Below are 26,398 nucleotides of genomic sequence, written 5' to 3' on the forward strand. Positions count from 1 at the left end.
GTGACGAGTGGTGCGGTGCGATTTCGCGCCCGACTTTATGGAGCGGTCCGATGGCTGAGGAAGCGGTTCAGGGTAAGGTCCCGGCGGTCGACGATCGTCAGATCCTGGACGATCTGACCCTTCTCCAGCAGGTCGACGGTACTCGCCTGGGCGGCGTCATCCATGAAGCGAGCTCGGTACAGCTTCAGCGGCCCGACGATACGCTGGGCTATGTCCAGACCGATTATCGCGGCGCCGAGGATCTGATGGTGGGCGGCGCGGTGCAGACCGGTGCCGTCGTCGGCGAATCGGTGGCGGTCGCCGCCGACCAGGCGGTGAACGCGCTGCTGCTGAACGGCGACGTGCTGCGCACCGAAGGCACCCGCGGTTCCGGCCCGACCGGTCCCGAGGGCTCCGGCCCGACGGACGGGGAGGGCCGCGGTGCCGACGGCAAGGCGGCGGAGCGGGCGGAGCTGCTGTCGACCGCGCGCACCACCTCGGCCTACGACCCGCTCGAGGCTGCGGCGTCGGACATCCCCGTGCCGGAGTCGCCCGATCAGGTGATCGACAATGGGGTGGTTCCCGCCGCCGAGGGCGTGACGTTCCTGCAGGCCGCCGCGGTGGTCGCCCCCGCCGTCGCCACAGCCTCGACTCCGGCCCCGGCCCCGGTGTCCGACACGCCCAGCCTGACGGTGAACGGGGTGTCCGGTGACGAGGACAGCGCCATCGCGCTCAACATCGCCGCCGCCCTGACCGACACCGGCGGGACGGAGGTGCTGACCGTCACCCTGGCCGGCATTCCGGACGGCGCGGTTCTGCGCGACGCCTCCGGTGCGGTGCTGACGGTGGTCAACGGCAGCATCGTGCTGACGGCGTCGCAGATCCCCGGCCTGACGCTGACCCCGCCGGCCAACAGCGGCGACAGCTTCAGCCTGACGGTGACGGCCACCAGCACCGACGGCACCGCCGCGCCCAACAGCGTCACCGCCACGCTGCCGGTCACGGTCAATCCGGTGTCCGACACGCCGACGCTCAGCGTCTCGGCCGTCACCGGTGCCGAGGATACGGCGATTCCGCTGACGATCAGCCCGGCGCTGACCGACACCGACGGCTCCGAGACGCTGACGGTCACCATCGCCGGCATTCCGACCGGTGCGGTCCTGACCAATGCGGCCGGCGAGGTTCTGACCGTTTCCGGCGGCTCGATCACCCTGACGCCGGGCCAACTGGCGGGGCTGGCGATCACCCCGCCGCTGAACAGCGACGCCGATTTCACGCTCACCGTCACGGCGACCAGCCGCGACGGCAGCGCCGCGCCCGCCAGCACCAGCCTGCCTCTGGTGGTCACGGTGAACCCGGTCACCGACACGCCGACGCTGAGCGTCGCTGCGGCGACCGGCAACGAAGACTCCGCGATTCCGCTGACCATCACCCCGGCCCTGACCGATACCGACGGGTCGGAAACGCTGAGCATCACCATCAGCGGCATTCCCTCCGGCGCCAGCCTCGCCAACGCGGCCGGCGATACGCTGTCGATCAGCAACGGCTCCGTCACGCTGACGCCCGGCCAGCTGGCGGGTCTCCGCATCACGCCGCCGGCCAACAGCGACGCCGACTTCACCCTGACGGTCACCACGACCGCGCAGGACGGCACCGCCGCGCCGGTGAGCGTCAGTGCGCCGCTGGCCGTCACCGTCAATCCGGTGACCGACACGCCGACCCTGTCGGTCAGCGCGGCGACCGGCAGCGAGGATACGGCCATTCCGCTGGTGATTTCGCCGGCCCTGACGGACACCGACGGCTCGGAATCGCTGAGCATCACGATCAGCGGCATTCCCGTCGGCGCGAGCCTGAAGAACAGTGCGGGAGACACGCTGACGATCGGCAACGGTTCGATCACGCTGTCGCCGAACCAGCTGGCCGGCCTGACGATCACGCCGCCGGCCAACAGCGACGTGGATTTCACCCTGACGGTCACCGCCACCGCCCGCGACGGCGGCGCCGATCCCGTCAGCGTCAGCGCGCCGCTGGTGGTCACCGTCAATCCGGTGACCGACACGCCGACCCTGTCGGTGTCCGCCGCCACCGGCAGCGAAGACACGGCGATCCCGCTGTCGATCACCCCGGCGCTGACCGATCTGGACGGGTCGGAGGTGCTGACCATCACCATCAGCGGCATCCCGGCCGGCGCCAGCCTCAGCAACACGGCCGGCAACACGCTGACCATCAGCAACGGCTCGATCACGCTGATGCCGGACCAACTGGCCGGTTTGAAGATCACGCCGCCGTCGAACAGCGACGACGACTTCACCCTGACCGTCACGGCAACGGCCAAGGATGGCGTCGCCACTCCGGTTTCGGTGACGCAGACCCTGGCGGTGACCGTCAACCCGGTGACCGACACCCCGACCCTGTCCGTATCGGCCGCCCGCGGCGATGAAGACACCGCGATTCCGCTGACGATCAGCCCGGCCCTGACCGACACCGACGGGTCGGAGACGCTGAGCATCCGGATTTCCGGCGTTCCGGCGGGAGCGACGCTGAGCGCCGGCACCTCGGTCACCGAAAGCAACGGCACCACCACCTGGACGCTGACGCCCCAGCAGCTTGCCGGTCTGAAGATCACGCCGCCGGCCAACAGCGACGTGGATTTCGACCTGACGGTCACTGCAATCGCCAAGGACGGCACAGCACCGGTCGCGACGACGAGCCAGACCCTGCACGTCACCGTCGATCCGATCACCGACACGCCGACGCTGAGCGTCACCGCGGCGAGCGGCAATGAAGACACCGCAATCCCGCTGTCGATCACTCCGGCCCTGACCGATCTTGACGGGTCGGAAACGCTGACGATCACCATCAGCGGCATCCCGGCGGGCGCCAGCCTCAGCAACACGGCTGGCAACACGCTGACCATCAGCAACGGGTCGATCACGCTGACGCCGGACCAGCTGGCCGGGCTGAAGATCACGCCGCCGTCGAACAGCGACGACGACTTCACCCTGACCGTCACGGCAACGGCCAAGGATGGCGTCGCCACTCCGGTTTCGGTGACGCAGACCCTGGCGGTGACCGTCAACCCGGTGACCGACACCCCGACCCTGTCCGTGTCCGCCGCCCGCGGCGACGAAGACACGGCGATTCCGCTGACGATCAACCCGGCCCTGACCGATACCGACGGGTCGGAGACGCTGACCATCCGGATTTCCGGCGTTCCGGCCGGAGCGACGCTTAGTGCCGGCACCTCGGTCACGGAAAGCAACGGCACCACCACCTGGACGCTGACGCCCCAGCAGCTTGCCGGCCTGAAGATCACGCCTCCGTCGAACAGCGACGTGGATTTCGACCTGACCGTCACCGCGATTGCCAAGGATGGCAGCGCGCCGGTGGCGACGACGAGCCAGACCCTGCACGTCACGGTCGATCCGATCACCGACACGCCGACGCTGAGCGTCTCCGCGGCGAGCGGCAACGAAGACACGGCGATTGCGCTGGCGATCACTCCGGCGCTGACCGATCTTGACGGGTCGGAGACGCTGACGATCACCATCAGCGGCATCCCGGCCGGTGCGACGCTCGCCAACACGCTGAACGGGACGCTGACGGTCAGCAACGGCTCGATCACGCTGACGCCCGACCAACTGGCCGGCCTCAAGATCACGCCGCCGGTGAACAGCGACGACGACTTCACCCTGACCGTCACCGCGACGGCCAAGGATGGCGTCGCCACTCCGGTCAGCGTCAGCGCACCGCTGGTGGTTACCGTCAATCCGGTGACCGACACGCCGACGCTGAGCGTCACTGCTGCGACCGGCAACGAAGACACCGCCATTGCGCTGACGATCAACCCGACCCTGACCGATACCGACGGGTCGGAGACGCTGACGGTGACCATCAGCGGCATTCCGGCGGGCGCCAGCCTCAGCAATACGGCCGGCAACACGCTGACCATCAGCAACGGCTCGATCACGCTGACGCCGGACCAGCTGGCCGGGCTGAAGATCACGCCGCCGTCGAACAGCGACGATGACTTCACCCTGACCGTCACGACCACGGCGAAGGACGGTGTCGCCACTCCGGTCAGCGTCAGCGCACCGCTGCTGGTGACCGTCAACCCGGTGTCCGACACCCCGACCCTGTCCGTATCGGCCGCCCGCGGCGATGAGGACACCGCGATTCCGCTGACGATCAGCCCGGCGCTGACCGACACCGACGGGTCGGAGACGCTGAGCATCCGGATTTCCGGCGTTCCGGCGGGAGCGACGCTGAGCGCCGGCACCTCGGTCACGGAAAGCAACGGCACCACCACCTGGACCCTGACGCCCCAGCAGCTTGCCGGTCTGAAGATCACGCCGCCGTCGAACAGCGACGTGGATTTCGACCTGACGGTCACCGCAATCGCCAAGGATGGTAGCGCGCCGGTGGCGACGGCGAGCCAGACCCTGCATGTCACGGTCGATCCGGTCACCGACACGCCGACGCTGAGCGTCTCCGCGGCGAGCGGCAACGAAGACACGGCGATTGCGCTGGCAATTAGCCCGGCGCTGACCGATCTTGACGGGTCGGAAACGCTGACGATCACCATCAGCGGCATCCCGGCGGGCGCCAGCCTCAGCAATACGGCCGGCAACACGCTGACCATCAGCAACGGCTCGATCACGCTTACGCCCGGTCAGCTGGCTGGGCTGAAGATCACGCCGCCGCTGAACAGCGATGCGGATTTCACGCTCACCGTCACCGCGACTGCCAAGGACGGCGTCGCCGCGCCGGTTTCGGTCAGCCAGACCTTGCCGGTGACCGTCAGCCCGGTGTCGGATACTCCCTCGCTGAGCGTCACGGCGGCGACGGGCAACGAGGACACCGCGATTGCGCTGTCGATCACGCCGGCTTTGACCGACACCGACGGGTCGGAGGTGCTGACCGTCACCATCTCTGGGATTCCGGCCGGTGCGACGCTCGTCAACACGCTGAACGGCACGCTGACGGTCAGCAACGGCTCGATCACCCTGAACCCCGACCAGCTTGCCGGGCTGAAGATCACGCCGCCGCTGAACAGCGACGATGACTTCACCCTCACCGTCACCGCGACTTCGAAGGACGGGAGCGCCGCGCCGGCCAGCACCAGTGCGCCGCTGCTGGTGACCGTCAACCCGGTGTCCGACACCCCGATCCTGTCCGTATCGGCCGCCCGCGGCGATGAGGACACCGCGATTCCGCTGTCGATCAGCCCGGCCCTGACCGACACCGACGGCTCGGAGACGCTGACCATCCGGATTTCCGGCGTTCCGGCCGGAGCGACGTTGAGCGCCGGCACCTCGGTCACCGAAAGCAACGGCACCACCACCTGGACGCTGACGCCCCAGCAGCTTGCCGGGTTGAAGATCACGCCTCCGTCGAACAGCGACGTGGATTTCGACCTGACCGTCACCGCGATCGCCAAGGATGGTAGCGCGCCGGTGGCGACGGCGACGCAGACCCTGCACGTCACCGTCGATCCGGTCACCGACACGCCGACGCTGAGCGTCACCGCGGCGAGCGGCAATGAAGACACCGCAATCCCGCTGGCGATCACTCCGGCGCTGACCGACACCGACGGGTCGGAAACGCTGACGATCACCATCAGCGGCATCCCGGCCGGAGCAACGCTCGCCAACACGCTGAACGGCACGCTGACGGTCAGCAACGGCTCGATCACGCTGACGCCCGACCAACTGGCCGGGCTCAAGATCACGCCGCCGTCGAACAGCGACGTGGATTTCGACCTGACCGTCACCGCGACGGCCAAGGATGGCGTCGCCACGCCGGTTTCGGTGACGCAGACCCTGGCGGTGACCGTCAACCCGGTGACCGACACCCCGACCCTGTCCGTGTCCGCCGCCCGCGGCGATGAGGACACCGCAATTCCGCTGTCGATCAGCCCGGCCCTGACCGACACCGACGGGTCGGAGACCCTGACGGTCACCATCGCCGGCGTTCCGGCGGGAGCGACGCTGAGCGCCGGCACCTCGGTCACCGAAAGCAACGGCACCACCACCTGGACGCTGACGCCCCAGCAGCTTGCCGGGTTGAAGATCACGCCGCCGTCGAACAGCGACGTGGATTTCGACCTGACCGTCACCGCAATCGCCAAGGATGGTAGCGCGCCGGTCGCGACGGCGACGCAGACCCTGCACGTCACCGTCGACCCGGTCACCGACACGCCGACGCTGAGCGTCACTGCGGCGAGCGGCAATGAAGACACCGCAATCCCGCTGGCGATCACTCCGGCGCTGACCGATACCGACGGGTCGGAGACACTGACGATCACCATCAGCGGCATCCCGGCGGGAGCAACGCTCGCCAACACGCTGAACGGCACGCTGACGGTCAGCAACGGCTCGATCACGCTGACGCCCGACCAGCTGGCCGGCCTCAAGATCACGCCGCCGGTGAACAGCGACGATGACTTCACCCTGACCGTGACCGCGACCGCCAAGGATGGCGTCGCCACTCCGGTCAGCGTCAGCGCACCGCTGGTGGTTACCGTCAATCCGGTGACCGACACCCCGACGCTGAGCGTCACTGCTGCGAGCGGCAACGAAGACACCGCCATTGCGCTGACGATCAACCCGGCCCTGACCGACACCGACGGGTCGGAGACGCTGACGGTGACCATCAGCGGCATTCCGGCCGGTGCAACGCTCGCCAACACGCTGAACGGGACGCTGACCGTCACCAACGGCACGATCACGCTGAACCCAAATCAGCTTGCCGGGCTCAAGATCACGCCTCCGCTGAACAGCGACGCGGATTTCGACCTGACGGTCACCGCGACCGCCAAGGACGGCACAGCGCCGATCGCGACGGCGACGCAGACCCTGCATGTCACCGTCGACCCGGTGACGGACACGCCGACGCTGAGTGTCACTGCTGCGAGCGGCAACGAAGACACGGCGATTGCGCTGTCGATCAGCCCGGCGCTGACCGATACCGACGGGTCGGAGACACTGACGATCACCATCAGCGGCATTCCGGCCGGCGCGATCCTCGCCAACACGCTGAACGGCACGCTGACGGTCAGCAACGGCTCGATCACGCTGAACCCCGATCAGCTTGCCGGGCTCAAGATCACGCCGCCGTCGAACAGCGACGTGGATTTCGACCTGACCGTCACCGCGACGGCCAAGGATGGCGTCGCCACTCCGGTTTCGGTGACGCAGACCCTGGCGGTGACCGTCAACCCGGTGACCGACACCCCGACCCTGTCCGTGTCCGCCGCCCGTGGCGATGAAGACACCGCGATTCCGCTGACGATCAGCCCGGCCCTGACCGACACCGACGGGTCGGAGACCCTGACGGTCACCATCGCCGACGTTCCGGCGGGAGCGACGCTGAGCGCCGGCAGCTCGGTCACGGAAAGCAACGGCACCACCACTTGGACGCTGACGCCCCAGCAGCTTGCGGGTCTGAAGATCACGCCGCCGTCGAACAGCGACGTTGATTTTGACCTGACCGTCACCGCAATCGCCAAGGATGGCAGCGCGCCGGTCGCGACGACGAGCCAGACCCTGCACGTCACCGTCGACCCGGTCACCGACACGCCGACACTGAGCGTCTCCGCGGCGAGCGGCAACGAAGACACGGCGATTGCGCTGGCAATCACTCCGGCGCTGACCGACACCGACGGGTCGGAGACGCTGACGATCACCATCAGCGGCATCCCGGCCGGAGCGACGCTCGCCAACACGCTGAACGGGACGCTGACGGTCAGCAATGGCTCGATCACGCTGAACCCCGATCAGCTTGCCGGGCTCAAGATCACGCCTCCGGTGAACAGCGACGATGACTTCACCCTGACCGTCACCGCGACGGCCAAGGATGGCGTCGCCACTCCGGTCAGCGTCAGCGCGCCGCTGGTGGTCACCGTCAATCCGGTGTCGGACACCCCGACCCTGTCCGTGTCCGCCGCCCGTGGCGACGAAGACACCGCGATCCCGCTGACGATCAACCCGGCCCTGACCGACACAGACGGGTCGGAGACGCTGACCATCCGGATTTCCGGCGTTCCGGCGGGAGCGACGCTGAGTGCCGGCAGCTCGGTCACCGAAAGCAACGGTACGACCACCTGGACCCTGACGAAGGACCAGCTGACCGGCCTAAAGATCACGCCGCCGCACAACAGCGACGTGGATTTCGACCTGACGGTCACCGCGATTGCCAAGGATGGCACAGCACCGGTCGCGACGACGAGCCAGACGCTGCATGTCACGGTCGATCCGATCACCGACACGCCGACTCTGAGCGTCACGGCGGCGACGGGCAGCGAGGACACAGCGATTGCGCTGGCGATCACTCCGGCGCTGACCGACACCGACGGGTCGGAAACGCTGACGATCACGATCAGCGGCATTCCGGCCGGTGCGATCCTCGCCAACACGCTGAACGGCACGCTCACCGTCACCAACGGGTCGATCACGCTGACCCCCAATCAGCTCGCCGGGCTGAAGATCACGCCGCCGTCGAACAGCGACGACGACTTCACCCTCACCGTCACCGCGACTGCCAAGGACGGCGTCGCCGACGCGGTCAGCGTGACCCAGCCCCTGCCGGTCACCGTCAACCCGGTGTCCGACACGCCGACGCTGAGCGTCACCGCCGTCACCGGCAACGAAGACACCGCCATTCCGCTGACGATCAGCCCGGCGCTGACCGACACCGACGGGTCGGAGGTGCTGACGATCCGCATCACCGGCATTCCGGCCGGTGCGACGCTGGTCAACACGCTGAACGGCACGCTGACGGTCACCAACGGCTCGATCACGCTCAATCCCGACCAGCTGGCCGGTCTGAAGATCACGCCGCCGCTGAACAGCGACGACGACTTCACCCTGTCGGTGACCGCCGTCTCCAAGGACCGCGGCGCGGCCGAGGCGACCACGACCCTACCGCTGGTGGTCACCGTTAACCCGGTGACCGACACCCCGACGCTGACCGTCACCGCGGCGAGCGGCAACGAAGACACCGCCATCGCGCTGGACATCAGGTCGGCCCTGACCGATCTCGACGGATCGGAGAGCTTGAGCATCAAGATCACCGGCGTTCCGGCCGGGGCGACGCTCAGCGCCGGCACTTTCGTCACGGAAAGCAACGGCACCACCAGCTGGACCCTGACCCAGGCGCAGCTGGCCAACCTGAAGATCACGCCCAAGGCCGACAGCGACGTCGATTTCACCCTGACCGTCACCGCCACGGCGACGGACCGCGGCCTGTCCCCGGTCTCGGTGCAGACGACCCTGGCCGTCACCGTCATCGCCGTGGCCGACAAGCCGACCGTTTCCGTCACGCCGATCACCTACGATCTGGCGGTCGGACAGAACGACACGCTGACCGGCACCGCCGGCAACGACACGCTGTCGGGCGGTGCGGGCAACGACACCATCCTGGGCGGCGCCGGCGACGACGTGATCTATGGCGACGGCAGCGGCACCTTCACCGTCGCCCTGTCGATCACCCCCGCCGTGACCGATCACGACGGGTCGGAATACATCTCCAAGGTGACGATCTCCGGCGTCCCGGCCGGGGCGACGCTCAGCGCCGGCACCCTCAACGCCGACGGCACCTGGACCCTGACCCAGGCCCAGCTGTCCGGGCTGAAGATGACCGCGCAGGAAGGCGACACCAGCCATCCCATCACCCTCACCGTCGTCTCGACCTCCAGGGAGCAGGAGAACGGCAGCACCGCCGACAGCGACCCGCGGACGCTGACCGTCAGCTTCGCCAACACGCCGAAGGGCAACGACAGCCTGGACGGCGGCGACGGCAACGACACCATCTTCGGCGGGGCCGGCAACGACACCCTGATCGGCGGGCTGGGCGACGACAGCCTGGACGGCGGCGCCGACAACGACCTGCTGGCCGGCGGCCCCGGCAACGACACCATCGACGGCGGCGCCGGCAACGACACCGTCACCTATGCCGGCTCGGCGACCGCGGTGAACGCCAACCTCGCGACCGGGGTCGGCACCGGGGAAGGCACCGACGTTCTGCGCAATCTGGAGAACGTCACCGGCTCGGCCTTCGACGACGTCATCACCGGCGACGGCGGCGCCAACATCCTGCTCGGCGGCGGCGGCAACGACACCATCACCGGCGGGGCCGGGACCGACACCATCCATGGCGGGGCGGGCGACGACCTGTCGATCTTCACCGTCGGAACCGACGGCGGAACCGCGTCGGCTCCGGAACTGCAGGATGGCGATGCCGGCATCGACACCTTCCGGGTGATGCTGACGTCCGCCCAGATGTCCAACCCGGCGATCCTGGCCGACCTGCGCACCCTGCGCGACCTGATCGAGGCGGCGGCGGCCGATCCCAACGCCGCGACCAAGGACACCGATGTCGCCAACGCCGTCACCCTGACGGCGCTGGGCATCAAGGTCGCGGATTTCGAGAAGCTCGAAATCTACGTCGACGGCCAGCCGGTCAATGTGCGCGAGGTGCTGAACTACACCCCGACGGCCACCGCCGCCGCCGCCACCACCTCCACCACCGAGGACAATGCGGTCAGCAGCCGCCTCGTCGCCACCGACCAGGACACCCTCAACGGCCGCACCGACGACAGCCTGACCTTCAAGGGGCCGGGCGCCGACGGCCAGCCGGTGCGGCTGGCGCACGGCACGCTGGTGGTGAACGCCGACGGCACCTTCACCTACACGCCGGACGCCGATTTCAGCGGCACGGAAACCTTCTCCTTCACCGTCACCGACGCCTATGGCGGCACCTCCACCGCCACGCAGACCATCAAGGTGGCGCCGGTCGCCGACTCCATCACGCTGACCACGCTGAACACGCGCGGCAACGAGGATGCGGCCGGCGGCATCGCCATTGCCCCCACCATCACGCTGAGCGACGTCGATGCCGCCAGCCCGGAGGCGGTGGAGACGGTCACGCTGACCATGTCGGCCTCGCAGCTGGATGTCGCCGGCGCCAAGCTGTACCTGAACGGCACGGAGCTGACGCGCAGCGGCAGCGGGACCTACAGCTGGACGATCCCGACCAGCGCCCTGGTGGCCGGTGGATCGGCCGGAACCTGGACGGTGTCCGGCCTGAAGATCGTCACCACCCGCAACTCCGATGCCGACCTCACCTACACCCTGACGGTCGGGACCATCGACAGCACCAGCGCCGGCACGGTGCGCGGCAGCAAGTCGGCGACCGGCACCATCACCGTCGATGCGGTGGCCGATGCGCCGACCGTGACCGCCGCCGCCGCGGCGACGGACGAGGACACCTCGGTCGCGCTGAAGATCACCCCGGCGCTGACCGACACCGACGGGTCGGAGAGCATCGGCTATGTCACCGTTTCCGGCGTGCCGGCCGGGGCGAGCCTTAATCTCGGCACGGTCCTGAGCACCCAGGGCGACGGCAGCACCAGCTGGAAGGTCAACGCGGCCGATCTGGCGAGCCTGCGCCTGACCCCGCCGCACGACTTCTCCGGCACCATCACCCTCCGCGTCGTCGCCACCTCGGTGGAGCGCGAGAACGGTTCGACCGCCGATTCCGCGCCGGCGACCTTGACGGTGACCGTCACCGGCGTGGCCGACGCCCCCATCGTCATCCCCGTGGCGGCGACGGGCAATGAGGATACCGCCATTCCGCTGTCCATCGACGCCCACCTGTCCGACGTGACGGGCGAGACGCTGGACCACATCACCATCACCAACCTGCCGGAAGGGGCGACGCTGTCCGCCGGCATCCACAACGCCGACGGCAGCTGGACGCTGACCCCGGCGCAGCTGACCGGCCTGACCTTCACGCCGCCGCCGAACTATTCCGGCACGCTGACGCTGAAGATCACCGCCACCTCGGTGGAAGGGGCGACCACCGCAACCTCGGCACAGCAGTCGCTGACGGTGACCGTCACCGCCGTCGCCGACACGCCGGTCCTGTCGGCCTCCGATGCGGTGGGGCGCGAGGACACCGCCATCCCGCTTTCGGTGGTCGCAGCATTGACCGACCGCGACGGGTCGGAAAGCCTCAGCATCCTCGTCGGCGGCGTGCCGGCGGGCGCCACGCTGAACCACGGCCATTACGACGCGACGCTGGGCAAATGGGTGCTGACCCAGGCCGACCTGTCCGGCCTGACCATCACCCCGCCGGCCAACTCCAACACCGGCTTCAACCTGACCTTCACCGCGCGGGCGACGGAAGGCTCCAACGGCGCCTTCGCCGACGCGGCTGCGGTGTCCGTCCATGTCGAGGTGCAGGGCGTTGCCGACGTGGTGACGCCGAACGGCACGCTGACCGCGCGCGGCGACGAGGACACGGCGATCAACCTGAAGCTCGGCGATCTGGTGATGACCGACAATGACGGGTCGGAGCGCCTGTCGCTGGTCGTCAGCAACCTGCCGTCGGGCTCCTGGCTGTCGCTGGCGGCCGGGCACGACAGCGGCCTGGTCTATCTCGGCAACGGCCGCTGGTCGGTCGATGCGGAGTACCGCAACGAACTGACGCTGACGACGAAGAAGGACTTCTCCGGCACCATCACGCTGAAGGTGGACGTCATCACCACCGACAGCAACGGCGCGCCGATCATCACCGTGAACGGCGTGACCTCCGGCGGGATGCTGAAGGACACCCGCGACCTGACGGTCACCGTCGACCCCAAGGCGGACGAGCCGGTCGTCTCGATCGGCGCCAGCGGGCTGGAGGATGCCGTCGGCGGCATCCCGCTGACCATCTCCGCCCTGACCGGCGACAGCGACGGGTCGGAGCACATCTCCTCCATCGTCATCTCCGGCCTGCCGGCCGGGGTGACGCTGACCAGCTCGGACGCCGGCGCGCTGACCGCGAATGCCGACGGCAGCTGGACGGTCGATCCGGCGAAGCTCGGCAACCTGCGCCTGATCGTGCCGGCCAACAACGCCGACGACTTCACCATCACCGTCAAGGTGACGGCGATGGACGGCACCGACACGTTGACCAAGACCTACACCCCGACCGTCACCATCACCGCGGTGGCCGACGCGCCGGTGTCGCATGCTGCCGACGGTTCGGCGGTGCCCTACCATGTCGACGACCAGTCGACGACCGGCGTGCCGGACGGGCTGGTGCTGAACCTGAACGCCTTCCTGGCCGACACCGACGGGTCGGAAAAGCTGGCGGTCACCATCGGCGGCGTGCCGAAGGGCACGGTGCTGTCGCGCGGCATCGACAACGGCAACGGCACCTGGACGCTGACCGCGGAGGACTACACCGCGGCGCTGGCCGAGGGCGGCCTGAAGCTGACCGTCAAGGATGCGAACGCCACCGGCATCACCCACAGTGTGTCCGGCAGCGTCGACACCGCCAGCGTCACGCTGACGGTCAACCCTTACAGCATCGAGAGCGAGGGCGACCGCAACACCAGCGTGTCCGACAGCTTCGTGCTGAGCTGGACCACCACCGCCTCCTCCGGCGGCGGCTCGACCGATCCGGGCAACGGCGGCAACACTGGCGGCGGCACCAGCCCGCCTCCTCCTCCGCCGCCCCCTCCGCCCCCTCCGCCGCCGCCCCCGGTGCTGGACCCCAGCGTCGGCAGCGACCGGCCGCATGCCGTGACCACCGCCGAGGATACGTCGGTGGCACTCGGCCTGAAGGACGGGCTGGCGAACTGGCAGGACGTCTCCACGGTCACCCTGTCGGGCATCCCGACCGGCGCCAGCCTGAGCAACACGGCCGGCGACACGCTGACCGTCACCGGCGGCTCGATCACGCTGACCAAGGCGCAGCTGGACGGGTTGAGGCTGACGCCGCCGTCGAACAGCGATGCCGATTTCACGCTTTCCATCGACGTGGTGTCGGGCAGCAGCAACGCCCACACCACGCTGACCCAGGCCGTGACCGTCACCGCCGTGGCCGACAGCCCGCTGCTGACCGTGCAGACGGCGTCCGGCAACGAGGATACCGCCATCGCGCTGGACATCACCGCAGCGCTGGCCGACACCGACGGGTCGGAAACGCTGGCCAGCATCGTCATCGACGGGGTGCCGGCCGGTGCCTCGCTGTCTGCCGGCTATCTCGACTCCACCACCGGGCGCTGGGTGCTGACGCCGGGCCAGCTGGCCGGGCTGAAATTCACCCCGCCGCACGATGCCAGCGGCACCTTCCAACTGACGGTGACGGCGGTCTCGCGCGAAACCAGCAACGCCGACCGGGCGACCACGACCAAAACGCTGACCGTCGAGGTGGCGCCGGTCAGCGACGCCCCCGCCATTTCCGTCAGCGCCGCCACGGCGCTGGAGGATCATGCCGCCAACCTGTCCATCGATGCCGCGGTCACCGATCTGGTCGGCACCTCCGAGGTGATCACCGCCCTGCGGGTGACGGTGCCGGCCGGCTTCACCCTGTCGGGCGGCACGTCGCTCGGCAACGGCGTCTACGACCTGACCGGCCTGTCGGCCAGCGACCGCGCGGCCCTGAAGCTGACGCCGCCCGCCAACTATGCCGGCACGGTGACGCTGACGGTGGACGCTGCCGCCCAGGACGGCACGGCGGCCCCCGCCTGGTCGAGCAGGAGCTTCTCGGTCACCTACACCGCGGTCGCCGACGCGCCGAACGTCACGGTGCATGACACGACGGGGGCGGAGGACACCGCCATCGCCCTGAACCTGTCGGCCAGCCTTGTCGACACCGACGGGTCGGAGACGATGGCGGTCATCCTGTCGGGCCTGCCGGCCGGTGCCGTGCTGAACCATGGCTCCAACAACGGCGACGGGTCCTGGACCCTGAAGCCGTCGGAGCTGGCCGGCCTGACCGTCACGCCGCCGCGCAACTATTCGGGCGGCATGGACCTGACGCTGACCGCCACCAGCCTGGAAAGCTCCAACAAGGACACGGCGAGCACCACCGCCACCATCCATGTGACCGTCACTGCGGTCGCCGACGCGCCGACCGTCATCGTCGCCAACGCCTCGGGCAGCGAGGACACCGCCATCGCGCTGAACCTGACGGCGGCGCTGGTCGATACCGACGGGTCGGAGACGATGGCCCTGGTGCTGTCCGGCCTGCCGGCAGGTGCGGTGCTGATTGATGCCAACGGCACCATTCTGACGCCGACCGCCGGCTCGGTCGCGCTGACCGCCGCCCAGCTGTCCGGGCTGAAGCTGATGCCGCCGGCCAATGCCGGCACCGACTTCAACCTGACCCTGACCGCGACGACGACGGAGGCTTCCACCGGCGCCACCGCCACCACCAGCCAGCTGTTCCGGGTCAGCGTCGATCCGGTCGCCGACCAGCCGATCATCACCTGGGCACCGCTGTCCGGCACCGAGGACACGGCCGTGCCGCTGAACCTCTCGGTGGCGCTGTACGACACCGACGGGTCGGAGCGGCTGGGGCTGCTGACGATTGCCGGCGTGCCGACGGGCGCGCTGCTGTCGGCCGGGACGAAGAACGCCGACGGCAGCTGGACCCTGACGCCGGCCCAGCTGACCGGCCTGACCCTGACCCCGCCCGCCAACAGCGATGCGGCGATCGCCCTGACCGTCACCGCCGTCAGCATCGAGTCCAACGGCAGCACGGCGACCAGGACCGTCACTGTGCCGATCACCCTGGCCGCGGTGTCCGATACCCCGACGCTCAGCGTGTCCGCCGCGACCGGCAACGAGGACACGGCCATCGCGCTGACCATCACCCCGGCGCTGACCGACACCGACGGCTCGGAGACGCTGACGATCACCATCAGCGGCATCCCGGCCGGCGCCAGCCTGAGCAACAGCGCCGGCAATGTCCTGACGATCAGCAACGGGTCGATCACCCTGACGCCGGCCCAGCTTGCCGGGCTGAAGATCACGCCGCCGTCGAACAGCGATGCCGACTTCACCCTGACCGTCACGGCTATCTCCACTGACGGTACGGCGGCACCGGCCAGCACCAGCGCGCCGCTGCCGGTCACGGTCAACCCGGTCACCGACACGCCGACCCTGAGCGTCGCGCCCGCGACCGGCAATGAAGATACACCCATCGCGCTGACCATCACCCCGGCCCTGACCGATCTGGACGGTTCGGAGACGCTGACGATCACCATCAGCGGCATTCCCACCGGCGCCACCCTGAGCAACAGCGCCGGCAACACCCTGACGGTCAGCAACGGCTCGATCACGCTGACCCCGGACAAGCTCGCCGGGCTGGCGATCAAGCCGCCATCGAACAGCGATGCCGATTTCAACCTGACGGTGACCGCCACCGCCAAGGACGGCAGCGCCGCTGCGGTGTCGGTGTCCTCGACCCTTGCGGTGACGGTCAACCCGGTGTCCGACACCCCGACGCTCAGCGTGTCCGCCGCGACGGGCAACGAAGACACGGCGATTGCGCTGACGATCAATCCGGCGCTGACCGACACCGACGGGTCGGAAACGCTGACGGTCACCATCAGCGGCATCCCGGCCGGCGCCAGCTTGAGCAACACGGCCGGCAATGTCCTGACCATCAGCAACGGCTCGATCACCCTGACGCCGGCCCAGCTTGCCGGGCTGAAGATCACGCCGCCCTCGAACAGCGACGCTGACTTCACCCTGACCGTCACCGCCACCGCCACCGACGGCAGCGCCGCCCCGGCCAGCACCAGCGCGTCGTTGCCGGTCACGGTGAACCCGGTCTCCGACACGCCGACCCTGAGCGTGTCGCCAGCGACCGGCAACGAAGACACGGCGATTGCGTTGGCCATCACCCCGGCGCTGACCGACACCGACGGGTCGGAGACGCTGACGATCACCATCAGCGGCATCCCGACCGGCGCCACCCTGAGCAACAGCGCAGGCAACATCCTGACGGTCAGCAACGGGTCGATCACCCTGACACCGGCCCAACTGGCCGGGCTGGCGATCACGCCGCCGTCGAACAGCGATGCCGATTTCAACCTGACGGTGACCGCCACCGCCAAGGACGGCAGCGCCGCTGCGGTCTCGGTGTCCTCGACGCTCGCGGTGACGGTCAACCCGGTGTCCGATGCCCCGACCCTGACCGTGTCGGCGGCGAGCGGCAACGAGGACACGGCGATCCCGCTGTCCATCACCTCGGCCCTGACCGACACGTCGGAAGTGCTGAGCATCACCATCAGCGGCATCCCGGCCGGGTCCAAGCTGACCAACAGTGCCGGCAACACGCTGACGATCAGCAACGGGTCGATCACCCTGACCCCGGCCCAGTTGACCGGGCTGAAGATCAAGCCGCCGTCGAACGACGACGCCGACTTCACCCTGACCGTCACCGCGACCTCGACCGACGGCAGCGCCGCTCCGGCCTCCACCGTTGCGCAGCTGGCGGTCACGGTCCTGCCGGTGTCCGACACGCCCACCCTGGCGGTCAATCCGGCGACGGTGGCGGAGGATGGCACGGTCGCCCTGTCGATCACCCCGGCCCTGACCGACCCGTCGGAGACGCTGAGCGTCACCATCGCCAACATCCCGACCGGTGCCCACCTGTCGAACAGCGCGGGCGACACGCTGACCATCAGCAACGGCTCGATCACCCTGACGCCGGCCCAGCTGGCCGGCCTGTCGATCACGCCGCCCCATGACAGCGGCACCAGCTTCACCCTGTCGGTCACCGCGACCTCGACCGACGGCACCGCAACGCCGGCCAGCCTGTCGCGCTCGCTCGCGGTGACGGTGACGCCGGTCGCCGACACCCCGACGCTGACCACCCCGGCCGTCCATGGGCCGGAGGACACCGCGATTCCGCTGACCATCACCGCCGCCTCCACCGACACCGACGGGTCGGAAACGGTGACGGTGCGGATCACCGGCATGCCGGCGGGCGCCAGCCTGAACCACGGCACCCACAACAGCGACGGCAGCTGGACCCTCAGCACCTCGGACCTGACCGGCCTTACCTATACCCCGCCGGCCGACGCCAACGGCACCGTCACCCTGTCGGTCACCGCGACCTCCCAGGACGGGGCCAGCACCGCGGCGGTCACCCAGACCCTGGCGGTGACCGTCGATCCGGTGAACGACAAGCCGACGCTGGCCGCCGCCCACACCACCACCGTGATCGCTGCCGATGCGACCGACCACCCGGCCGTGGTGTCCGACGCGACGATCACCGATGTGGACAGCAGCGTCATGTCCGGCATGTCGATCCGCATCGCCGCCGGCTCGCAGACCGGCGACACGCTGAATCTCGACAGCCTGACCATCGCGACCGATCCGTCGACCGGACGCAAGACGGTGGCCGGCACCGGGATCGAGGTCAGCTGGGACGATGCCAACCACCAGCTGTCGCTGTCCGGCACCGCCTCCACCGCGACCTACACCGACATCCTCCACCATCTGGCCCTGACGCCCAACGGCAGCGGCGCCCGGACGCTGGAGGTGATGGTCAGCGACGATCAAGGGCTGTCCAGCGACCCGATGGCGGTGCAGGTGCTGGTCTCGAACAGTGCGGCGATGACCGGCAGCGCCGGTGCGGACATCCTGCATGCCGGCAGCAGCACCACCAGCATGTCCGGCGGGGCCGGGGACGATCTGTTCATCTTCGCCCCGCGCGGTGGCGACCTGACCATCAATGGCGGGGCGGGCTGGACCGACGTGGTGGAGGTCGGCGCCTTCGTTGCCAATGCCGGCACCAACTGGATGCAGCAGCTGGACGGGCATGCCTACACGGTCGATCCGTCAGGTCACGGCCTGACCTTCACCCAGGAGACGACCGTCACGCTGGAGGACCAGAACCATCACCAGCTGGTGCTGCAGAACATCGAACGGCTGACGTTCTGACGGGGTGGGTGACGCGGTGGGGCAGAGGCAGAGGGGGGAGCGGCAGGCGGGGTCAGGCGTCCGGCGTGCCGTCCGCCTTCTCCCCTCCGGCTTCACCGTCGCCGCTGTCGGTCTGCATGTGGGTTATGATCCGCTTCATCAGCCGGCCCAGCATCGCCCGTTCGTTCGCCGCCATGGCGGCGATGGGCGGGCTGAGCGACTGGCGCAGGGGGTCGCGGTCCAGAAGGAGCCTGCCGTCGTCGGTCAGGTCGAACAGCCAGCCGCGCTTGAATCCCGGATGCTGCCGGCGGGTCAGCAGCCCCTTGTCCACCAGGGTGGAAACGGTGCGCGATACCGGTGCCAGGTGGATTTTCTGGAACCGTGCCAGCGCGGTCAGGGTGCGCGCCGGCTCCGGCGCGTCATGGAAGTAACGCAACGCCACCCATTGGGCCGGGAAAAGCCCATCGGTGAAGCTGATGCCATAGACAAGCCGGCTGACCTGGTCCAGCAAGGTGACCAGATCGTCGTCGGTCGACGGGTTGTCGCCATCCTCCGGCCTTTCCGACACGCGCTTCTCTCCCTCCCGACACTGCACCGAACCAACCGGCGGCAAGCTTGGCGGTGGACTGTAGCGAAGTCAACGCGCCAGCGGAAGCGGCAGTCTTCGCGTCTGCGTGGTGAAAGTGCCATCAGGATTCGCGTGGATTATCGTTGAGGGAAATCCATCGCTTCCGTACCAAAGCCTTGGCGAAAGCAGCCGGCCCGCCCCATTTGTGGTCCAACCATCACAAACCGCGGATACTGGACATGACCGGCACCCCCCGTCTGACCAACGCCTTTCTGTTCGACCTCGACGGCACGCTGACCGACACGGTCTACCAGCATGTGCTGGCCTGGAAGGAGGCATTGGACGAGGAGGGCATCGCCCTGTCGGTCTGGCGCATCCACCGCAAGATCGGCATGAGCGGCGGGCTGTTCACCAACATGCTGCTGCGCGAGACCGGTCTCGGCGCCGACCAGGCTCTTCTCGACCGCCTGCGCCAGCGCCATGCGCAGGCCTACAGGCGGCTGGCCCCCGGCGTGGTTCCGCTGCCGGGCGCCCGCGAGTTGCTCGACACGCTGACGGAGTTGAACATCCCTTGGGCCATCGCCACCAGCGGCCGGATGGAGACGGCGCGGCCGGCGCTGGAGAAGCTGGGCGTCGATCCCTCGAGGGCCGCGGTCATCACCCGCGACGAGGTCGAATATGCCAAGCCCGACCCCGACCTGTTCCTGGCCGCCGCCGCGCGCATCGGCGTGGACATCGCCAGCGCCTTCGTCGTCGGCGACAGCATCTGGGACATGATCGCCGCCAAGCGGGCGCGGGCGCTGGGAATCGGCCTGCTGTCCGGCGGCTATGGCCGGGAGGAGTTGGAACGCTCCGGCGCGCTGCGCGTCTATGAGGACCCGGCCGACATGCTGGATCACCTGGACGAAGTCGGCGGGCGCCGCGGGCTGGCGCAGTAAAAGCGGGAGTGCCGGAAACCATCCGATCCGCCGTTTCGGTCGGAGCGGTGCGAGGTGCCGTCTCCGGTCTCCATGACTGCCATCGATAGCCAGTCCTTCCTGTTCAACTGAAGGCCGTCTCCAGACCAGCCAAAAAAAGCCGCCGGAAACACCGGCGGCTTTTAAGTCCGAGAGGAACGTCCAACAAGTTGTGCCGGGTCAACCCACGGCGCATCCAGCGGTACGGGACTAATATATTAATATCTCATCCGTCTGGCAAGCGGCTTTCCTTCCTTCGGCCGGATTTTTTGTCCCGTGGTGCCTGACCGCAGATATGACGGCGCCCAAACGCAGAACGCCCCCCGGCGGTGAGCCTGAGGGCGTCTCTATCACAGTTAAGCGGCTTTTCAGGGAGGGGCGGGCCGTCAGTCGGCGCCGGCCGTGGCGTTCGGGACGGCGGCGGCGGATTTCGGACCGCGCTGGCCCAGCACCAGGGCGATGATGGCGAAGGCGGTCAGGTCGAACACGGTCAGGCAGGCGAACAGCGGCTCGTACCCGATGGTGGTGGCGAGCTGGCCGATCATCAGCGAGAAGATCATGCCGCCCATGTAGCCGGCCATGCCGCCGAAACCGGTCGCCGTGGCGACGTCCTGCTTTTCAAAGGTGTCGGTGACCAGGGCGTAGAGCAGGCTCGACAGCATCTGATGGGCGAAGGCACCGAGGGAGAACAAGAAGATCGCGGTGATCGGGCTGGCGGCGAAGCTGATCAGCGCCGGGCCGACCATGCAGACCGCACCCACGCCGACGCCGGCGATGCGGGAGTTGACCAGCGACATCCGGAAGCGCTTCACGAAGAAGGGCGACAGGTAACCGCTGAGGATGCAGCCGATGTCACCGGCCAGGAACGGCAGCCAGGCGAACAGGGCGAACTGCTTGATGTCCATGCCGCGGGTGGAGACCATGTACAGCGGGATCCAGAAGCTGAAGGTCTGCCAGGCCGGCTCGGTCAGGAAACGGGCGGCGGCGATGCTCCAGAACTTGCCCTTGCCCAGCACGCGCTTCATCGACGGCTTCGGCAGCTCGACCTGCTCCTGGCCGTCCAGGATGTAGGCATGCTCTTCCTTGGTCAGGCGCGGATGGTTCTCCGGGTTGCGGTACAGCATGTACCACAGGGCCGACATGCCGACGCCCAGCAGACCGGTGACGAGGAAGGCTTCCTGCCAGCCATAGGTCAGCGACAGCCAGATGACGAAGGGCGGGGCGATCATCGCGCCGATGGAGCTGCCGGTGTTGAACCAGCCGGTGGCGATGGAGCGCTCCTTGGCGGGGAACCACAGGGTGGAGGTCTTGACGCCCGACGGCATGGCCGCCGCTTCGCTGACGCCCAGCAGGCCGCGGAAGAAGGCCATCGACTGCCAGCTGCCGGCCAGCGCATGCATGGCGGCGGCGATGCCCCAGACGCCGGCGAACATCGCGTAGCCCAGCTTCAGCCCGATCAGGTCGGTGATGTAGCCGGCGACCGGCTGCATCAGGCTGTAACAGAGCTGGAAGGCGCTGACGATGAAGGAATACTGCTCGGTCGTGAAGTGGAGCTGTTCCTTGAGCGTCGGCGCCAGGATGCCCAGGGTGTTGCGGTCGATGTAGTTGACCACGGTGCCCAGCATCATCAGGGCAAGGATTTGCCACCGCAAACCACGGATCTTGTTCATCTTTTCCTCACATGCCTGCCACGGCAGGCGCCGGTGCGCACGTACAGGCCCTTATGGCGGCGATCCTCGGGCGGGATGCCTGGCCGGCGGGTGTTCGGTGCCGGGCGAATGGGTCGCTTCCGCTCTGCTTCAAGAGGGGCGGGAGCATCGCTGACGGAGTTATATTAATATATCAGTGTTGGGTGCAAGCGGTTTTCCGGTGCCGCCTTCGGCTCTTGCGAAAATGTCGCAGTCCAATGATGCGATGCGCTGATTTCTTCGCAGTCGCAGCAAAAACCAGCCCGTTTCCCGAGAGCGGTTACTTGCTGCGGTGCAATATCATTGAAAGTTGAAAGGCCTGTTTTGCTGTTCGGATTTTAATGGCGGGCCGGTCTGCCCGGTTCATCCGCCCGTAGGAAGCCACAGCATCGGCTCGCCATAAATGACCTGGATCAATGGCCTACGCGCCGCTTCCGCCCCGCCGGCAATGGCAGGACGGCCGCCATGCCGCTGCCATCTCTGTGGAAACGCTCGGATCTTGTTCGTTGCTGCACTGCGACAATCTGGGGCCTTCCTTGCAAAAGTAATATATCAGACAGTTGTGCAGCGCAGAGCAGCGGCACCCGGAAATCCCGCTTCGGACTGACCGACGTCAATGTGTCCGGCCCGCTTCGGACCGACCATTCGTCCTGGTCGACCGCCGTTTTCTGCCGCACCCCGCGCCGGCTTTTGAAAGACCCGCCGGCCCCGTCATCGAAGACGCCCCCCTCGGGAGACGACTGTCGCCAGCACAAAGGATTTTTCCGGCATGACCCAAAGCCCGACCTCCACCGCCCCCCTCAGGCCCGTCTCTTCCGTCCGCAACATGGCCCCCAAGATGGCCCGCATCATGGACGGCAACGAGGCGGCGGCCTCCGTGGCCTATCGCGCCAGCGACGTCATCGCGATCTACCCCATCACGCCATCCTCGCCGATGGGGGAATTCGCCGACGAATGGTCGGCGGCGCACCGCCCCAACCTGTGGGGCAGCGTGCCGCAGGTGGTGGAGATGCAGTCGGAGGGCGGGGCGGCCGGGGCGGTCCATGGCGCCCTGCAGGCGGGATCGCTGGCGACGACCTTCACCGCGTCGCAGGGCCTGTTGCTGATGATCCCCAACATGTACAAGATCGCCGGAGAGCTGACGCCCTTCTGCATGCATGTGGCGGCGCGCACGCTGGCGACCCATGCGTTGTCGATCTTCGGCGACCATTCCGACGTGATGGCCTGCCGTCAGACCGGCTTCGCCATGCTGGCCTCGGCCAACGTGCAGGAGGCCCACGATCTGGCGCTCGTCGCCCATGCCGCCACCTTGCGGGCGCGGGTGCCCTTCCTGCATTTCTTCGACGGCTTCCGCACCTCGCACGAGTTCAACTGCATCGTGCCTCTCGCCGACGATGATCTGCGCGCCCTGATCGATGACGGTTGCGTCGATGCCCACCGCCGCCGCGGCCTGACGCCGGATCATCCGGTCGTGCGCGGCACGGCGCAGAATCCCGACGTGTTCTTCCAGGCGCGCGAGGCCGCCAACCCCTGGTACGACGCCTGCCCGGCCATCGTGCAGGAGATGATGGACCGGCTCGCCGCCCGCACCGGCCGGGCCTACCGCCTGTTCGACTATCACGGCCATCCGCAGGCGGAGCGGGTGGTGGTGGTCATGGGGTCTGGGGCGGAGACCTGCAACGGCACGGTGGACCGGCTGGTCGGGCAGGGGGAGCGGGTCGGCTGCCTGACCGTCCGCCTGTTCCGTCCCTTCGCCATCGCCGATTTCGTGTCCGCCCTGCCGGCGACGGTGCGGCGCATCGCCGTGCTCGACCGCACCAAGGAGCCCGGCGCCGTCGCCGATCCGCTCTATCTCGACGTGGTTGCCGCCTTGGCCGAAGCCCGCGCCGCCGACCCCGCTGCCATCGATCCGATGGTGGTTGCGGGCCGCTACGGCCTGTCGTCCAAGGAATTCACCCCCGCCATGGCGAAGGCGGTGTTCGACGAACTGGGCCGCGACCGTCCGAAGCGCCGCTTCACCGTCGGCATCACCGACGACGTCACCCACCACTCGATTCCCTGGGATCCGCGCTGGGCGGTGGAGGAGCCGGGCGTGTCCCGTGCCGTCTTCTTCGGCCTCGGCGCCGACGGCACGGTGGGCGCCAACAAGAACTCGCTCAAGATCATCCAGTCGCGCAGCGGCGGCCATGCCCAGGCCTATTTCGTCTATGACAGCCGCAAGTCCGGCTCGACCACCGTGTCGCACCTGCGCTTTTCCAAGGAGCCGATCCGCGCGCCCTACCTGATCGGGCAGGCCCAGTTCGTCGCCTGCCACCATCTGCCGCTGATGGAGCGGGTGGAGGTGGCGGAGATGGCCGCCCCCGGCGCCACCCTCCTGTTGAACGCCCCCGGCACGCCCGAGCAGGTGTGGGACGCCCTGCCGGCCGAGGTCCAGCGCCTCTGCATCGAGCGCAGGCTGTCCCTGCACGCCATCGACGCCGGCGCCGTCGCCCGCGAGGTCGGGCTCGGCCGCCGCGTCAACACCATCATGCAGACCTGCTTCTTCGCCCTCTCCAACGTCATGCCGGTCGCCGACGCCATCGCCGAGATCAAGGCGGCGATTGCCAAGACATACTCCCGCCGCGGCGAGGAGCTGGTGGCGCGCAACATCGCCGCCGTCGATCAGGCGCTGGCCCATCTGCATCCGGTCCCGGTGCCCGACCATGTCACCGCCGACCATGGCCGCCCGGCCCCGGTGCCGGAAACCGCCCCCGACTTCGTCAAGCGGGTCACCGGCATGATGATCGCCGGCCATGGCGACCGGCTGCCGGTGTCCGCCTTCCCGGTCGACGGCACATGGCCGACCGGCACCTCGAAATATGAGCACCGCAACATCGCGGCGGAGGCGCCGGGCTGGAACGCCGATCTCTGCATCGAGTGCAACAAGTGCGTGCTGGTCTGCCCGCATGCCGCCATCCGTGCCACGGTGGTGCCGGAGTCGGCACTGGCCGGTGCCCCGGACTGCTTCGAGACCATCCCCTACAAGGGCCGCGAGTTCCCCGGCGGGCGCTACCGCCTGCAAGCCTCGCCGGCCGACTGCACCGGCTGCACGCTGTGCGTCGCCGCCTGCCCGGTGGAAGACAAGAGCGGCTCCGGCCGCAAGGCGCTGGAGATGCGCCCCATCCAGGCGCTGGCCGGCCAGCAGGAAGCCTTCGAGTTCTTCCGCGGCCTGCCCGCCATCCCGCGCGAGTCGGTGCCGGTCACCGTCAAGCACAGCCAACTGCTGGAACCGCTGTTCGAGTTCTCCGGCGCCTGCGCCGGCTGCGGCGAGACCCCATACATCAAGATGCTGACCCAGCTGTTCGGCGACCGCATGGTGATGGCGAACGCCACCGGCTGCTCGTCGATCTATGGCGGCAACCTGCCGACCACGCCCTACACCACCGACGCCAGCGGCCACGGCCCGGCCTGGGCCAACTCGCTGTTCGAGGACAATGCGGAGTTCGGACTCGGCCTGCGCGTCGCCATCGACGGCATGGCCGAACAGGCGCGCGACGCGCTGGCGCTGCTGTCCGCTCAACTGGAGCCCGGTCTTGTCACCGAACTGCTGGAGGCCGGCCAGACCGACGCCGCTGGCATCGCCGCCCAGCGCGCCCATGTCGTCACGCTGAGGACGCAGCTCGCACCGCTGAAGGACCCGCTGGCCCGTCGGCTTGAGCAGCTGGCCGACTATCTGGTCCGCAAATGCGTGTGGATCGTCGGCGGCGACGGCTGGGCCTACGACATCGGCTATGGCGGGCTCGACCATGCGCTGGCCTCGGGCCGCGACATCAACATCCTGGTGATGGACACGGAGGTCTATTCCAACACCGGCGGCCAGCAGTCCAAGGCGACGCCCATCGGCGCCTCGGCCAAGTTCGCCACCGCCGGCCGGTCGGCGGCCAAGAAGGATCTGGGGCTGATGGCGATGGCCTACGACCATGTCTATGTCGCCCGCACCGCCTTCGGTGCCCGCGACAGCCACACGCTGAACGCCCTGACGGAGGCCGAGGCCTATCGCGGCCCGTCGCTGGTGCTGGCCTACAGCCACTGCGTCGCCCACGGCTTCGAGCTGTCGCACGGGCTGGAGCATCAGAAGCTGGCGGTGGACAGCGGCCACTGGTCGCTCTACCGCCGCGACCCGCAGCGGCTGGCCGAGGGCAAGACTGCCCTGCAACTGGACAGCGGCGCCCCATCGGCTGGCCTCGCCGCCTTCATGGCCGGCGAATCCCGCTTCAGCGCGGTGGAGCGGGCCAACCCGGAGCGCTTCCACGCCCTGCTGGACGAAGCCGAGGCGGAGATCCGCCGCAAGCGCCACCTGTTCGAGCATATGGCGGGGTTCAAGGAGTGATACCCCGCCCCCTTGCGCCAGTTTCTCCGCTTGCTTGAAGGGGGCGCTTCCAGTTGAACCGTGGACGGCCATGACGGTGGATCCGGAATGGCCGCGCGCGGTCAGAATGCCGGTTCACCTGTCCG

5 protein-coding genes are annotated in these 26,398 nt (G+C 68.5%); 3 read left to right on the top strand and 2 right to left on the bottom strand.

What is annotated here, in order from left to right; genetic code table 11:
- Window positions 1–50 precede the first annotated feature (50 nt).
- Entirely contained in the window at window positions 51–18,713 is an 18,663-nt protein-coding gene (locus tag ACWPN8_RS28185) for a beta strand repeat-containing protein (protein WP_492243147.1), read from the top strand.
- 52 nt (window positions 18,714–18,765) lie between these two features.
- On the opposite strand, the gene ACWPN8_RS28190 is transcribed toward ACWPN8_RS28185, so the two are convergent.
- Window positions 18,766–19,260, bottom strand: a complete 495-nt coding sequence (locus ACWPN8_RS28190) for a MarR family transcriptional regulator (RefSeq protein WP_109451806.1) — start codon at window positions 19,258–19,260, stop codon at window positions 18,766–18,768.
- 239 nt (window positions 19,261–19,499) lie between these two features.
- Between ACWPN8_RS28190 and ACWPN8_RS28195 the strand changes: the two genes are divergently transcribed.
- Complete coding sequence (locus ACWPN8_RS28195; RefSeq protein WP_109451808.1) at window positions 19,500–20,198, top strand: HAD family hydrolase; 699 nt, start codon at window positions 19,500–19,502, stop codon at window positions 20,196–20,198.
- Between the two features lie 404 nt (window positions 20,199–20,602).
- Here ACWPN8_RS28195 and ACWPN8_RS28200 read toward each other — a convergent pair whose 3' ends face one another.
- Complete coding sequence (locus ACWPN8_RS28200) at window positions 20,603–21,886, bottom strand: MFS transporter (RefSeq protein ID WP_174473124.1); 1,284 nt, start codon at window positions 21,884–21,886, stop codon at window positions 20,603–20,605.
- Window positions 21,887–22,673: 787 nt separating this feature from the next.
- On the opposite strand from ACWPN8_RS28200, the gene nifJ reads away from it, so the two are divergent.
- Window positions 22,674–26,273: a pyruvate:ferredoxin (flavodoxin) oxidoreductase gene (gene nifJ / locus ACWPN8_RS28205; protein WP_492243148.1), complete on the top strand. Its 3,600-nt coding sequence runs from the start codon at window positions 22,674–22,676 to the stop codon at window positions 26,271–26,273.
- The last annotated feature ends 125 nt before the right edge of the window (window positions 26,274–26,398 follow it).

Source organism: Azospirillum sp. UENF 112521 (genome assembly GCF_058780665.1).

Coding starts and splice junctions, on each gene's coding strand:
- ACWPN8_RS28185 (WP_492243147.1), top strand. CDS start 51: ATGGCTGAGGAAGCGGTTCAGGGTAAGGTCCCGGCGGTCGACGATCGT.
- ACWPN8_RS28195 (WP_109451808.1), top strand. CDS start 19,500: ATGACCGGCACCCCCCGTCTGACCAACGCCTTTCTGTTCGACCTCGAC.
- ACWPN8_RS28200 (WP_174473124.1), bottom strand. CDS start 21,886: ATGAACAAGATCCGTGGTTTGCGGTGGCAAATCCTTGCCCTGATGATG.
- nifJ (WP_492243148.1), top strand. CDS start 22,674: ATGACCCAAAGCCCGACCTCCACCGCCCCCCTCAGGCCCGTCTCTTCC.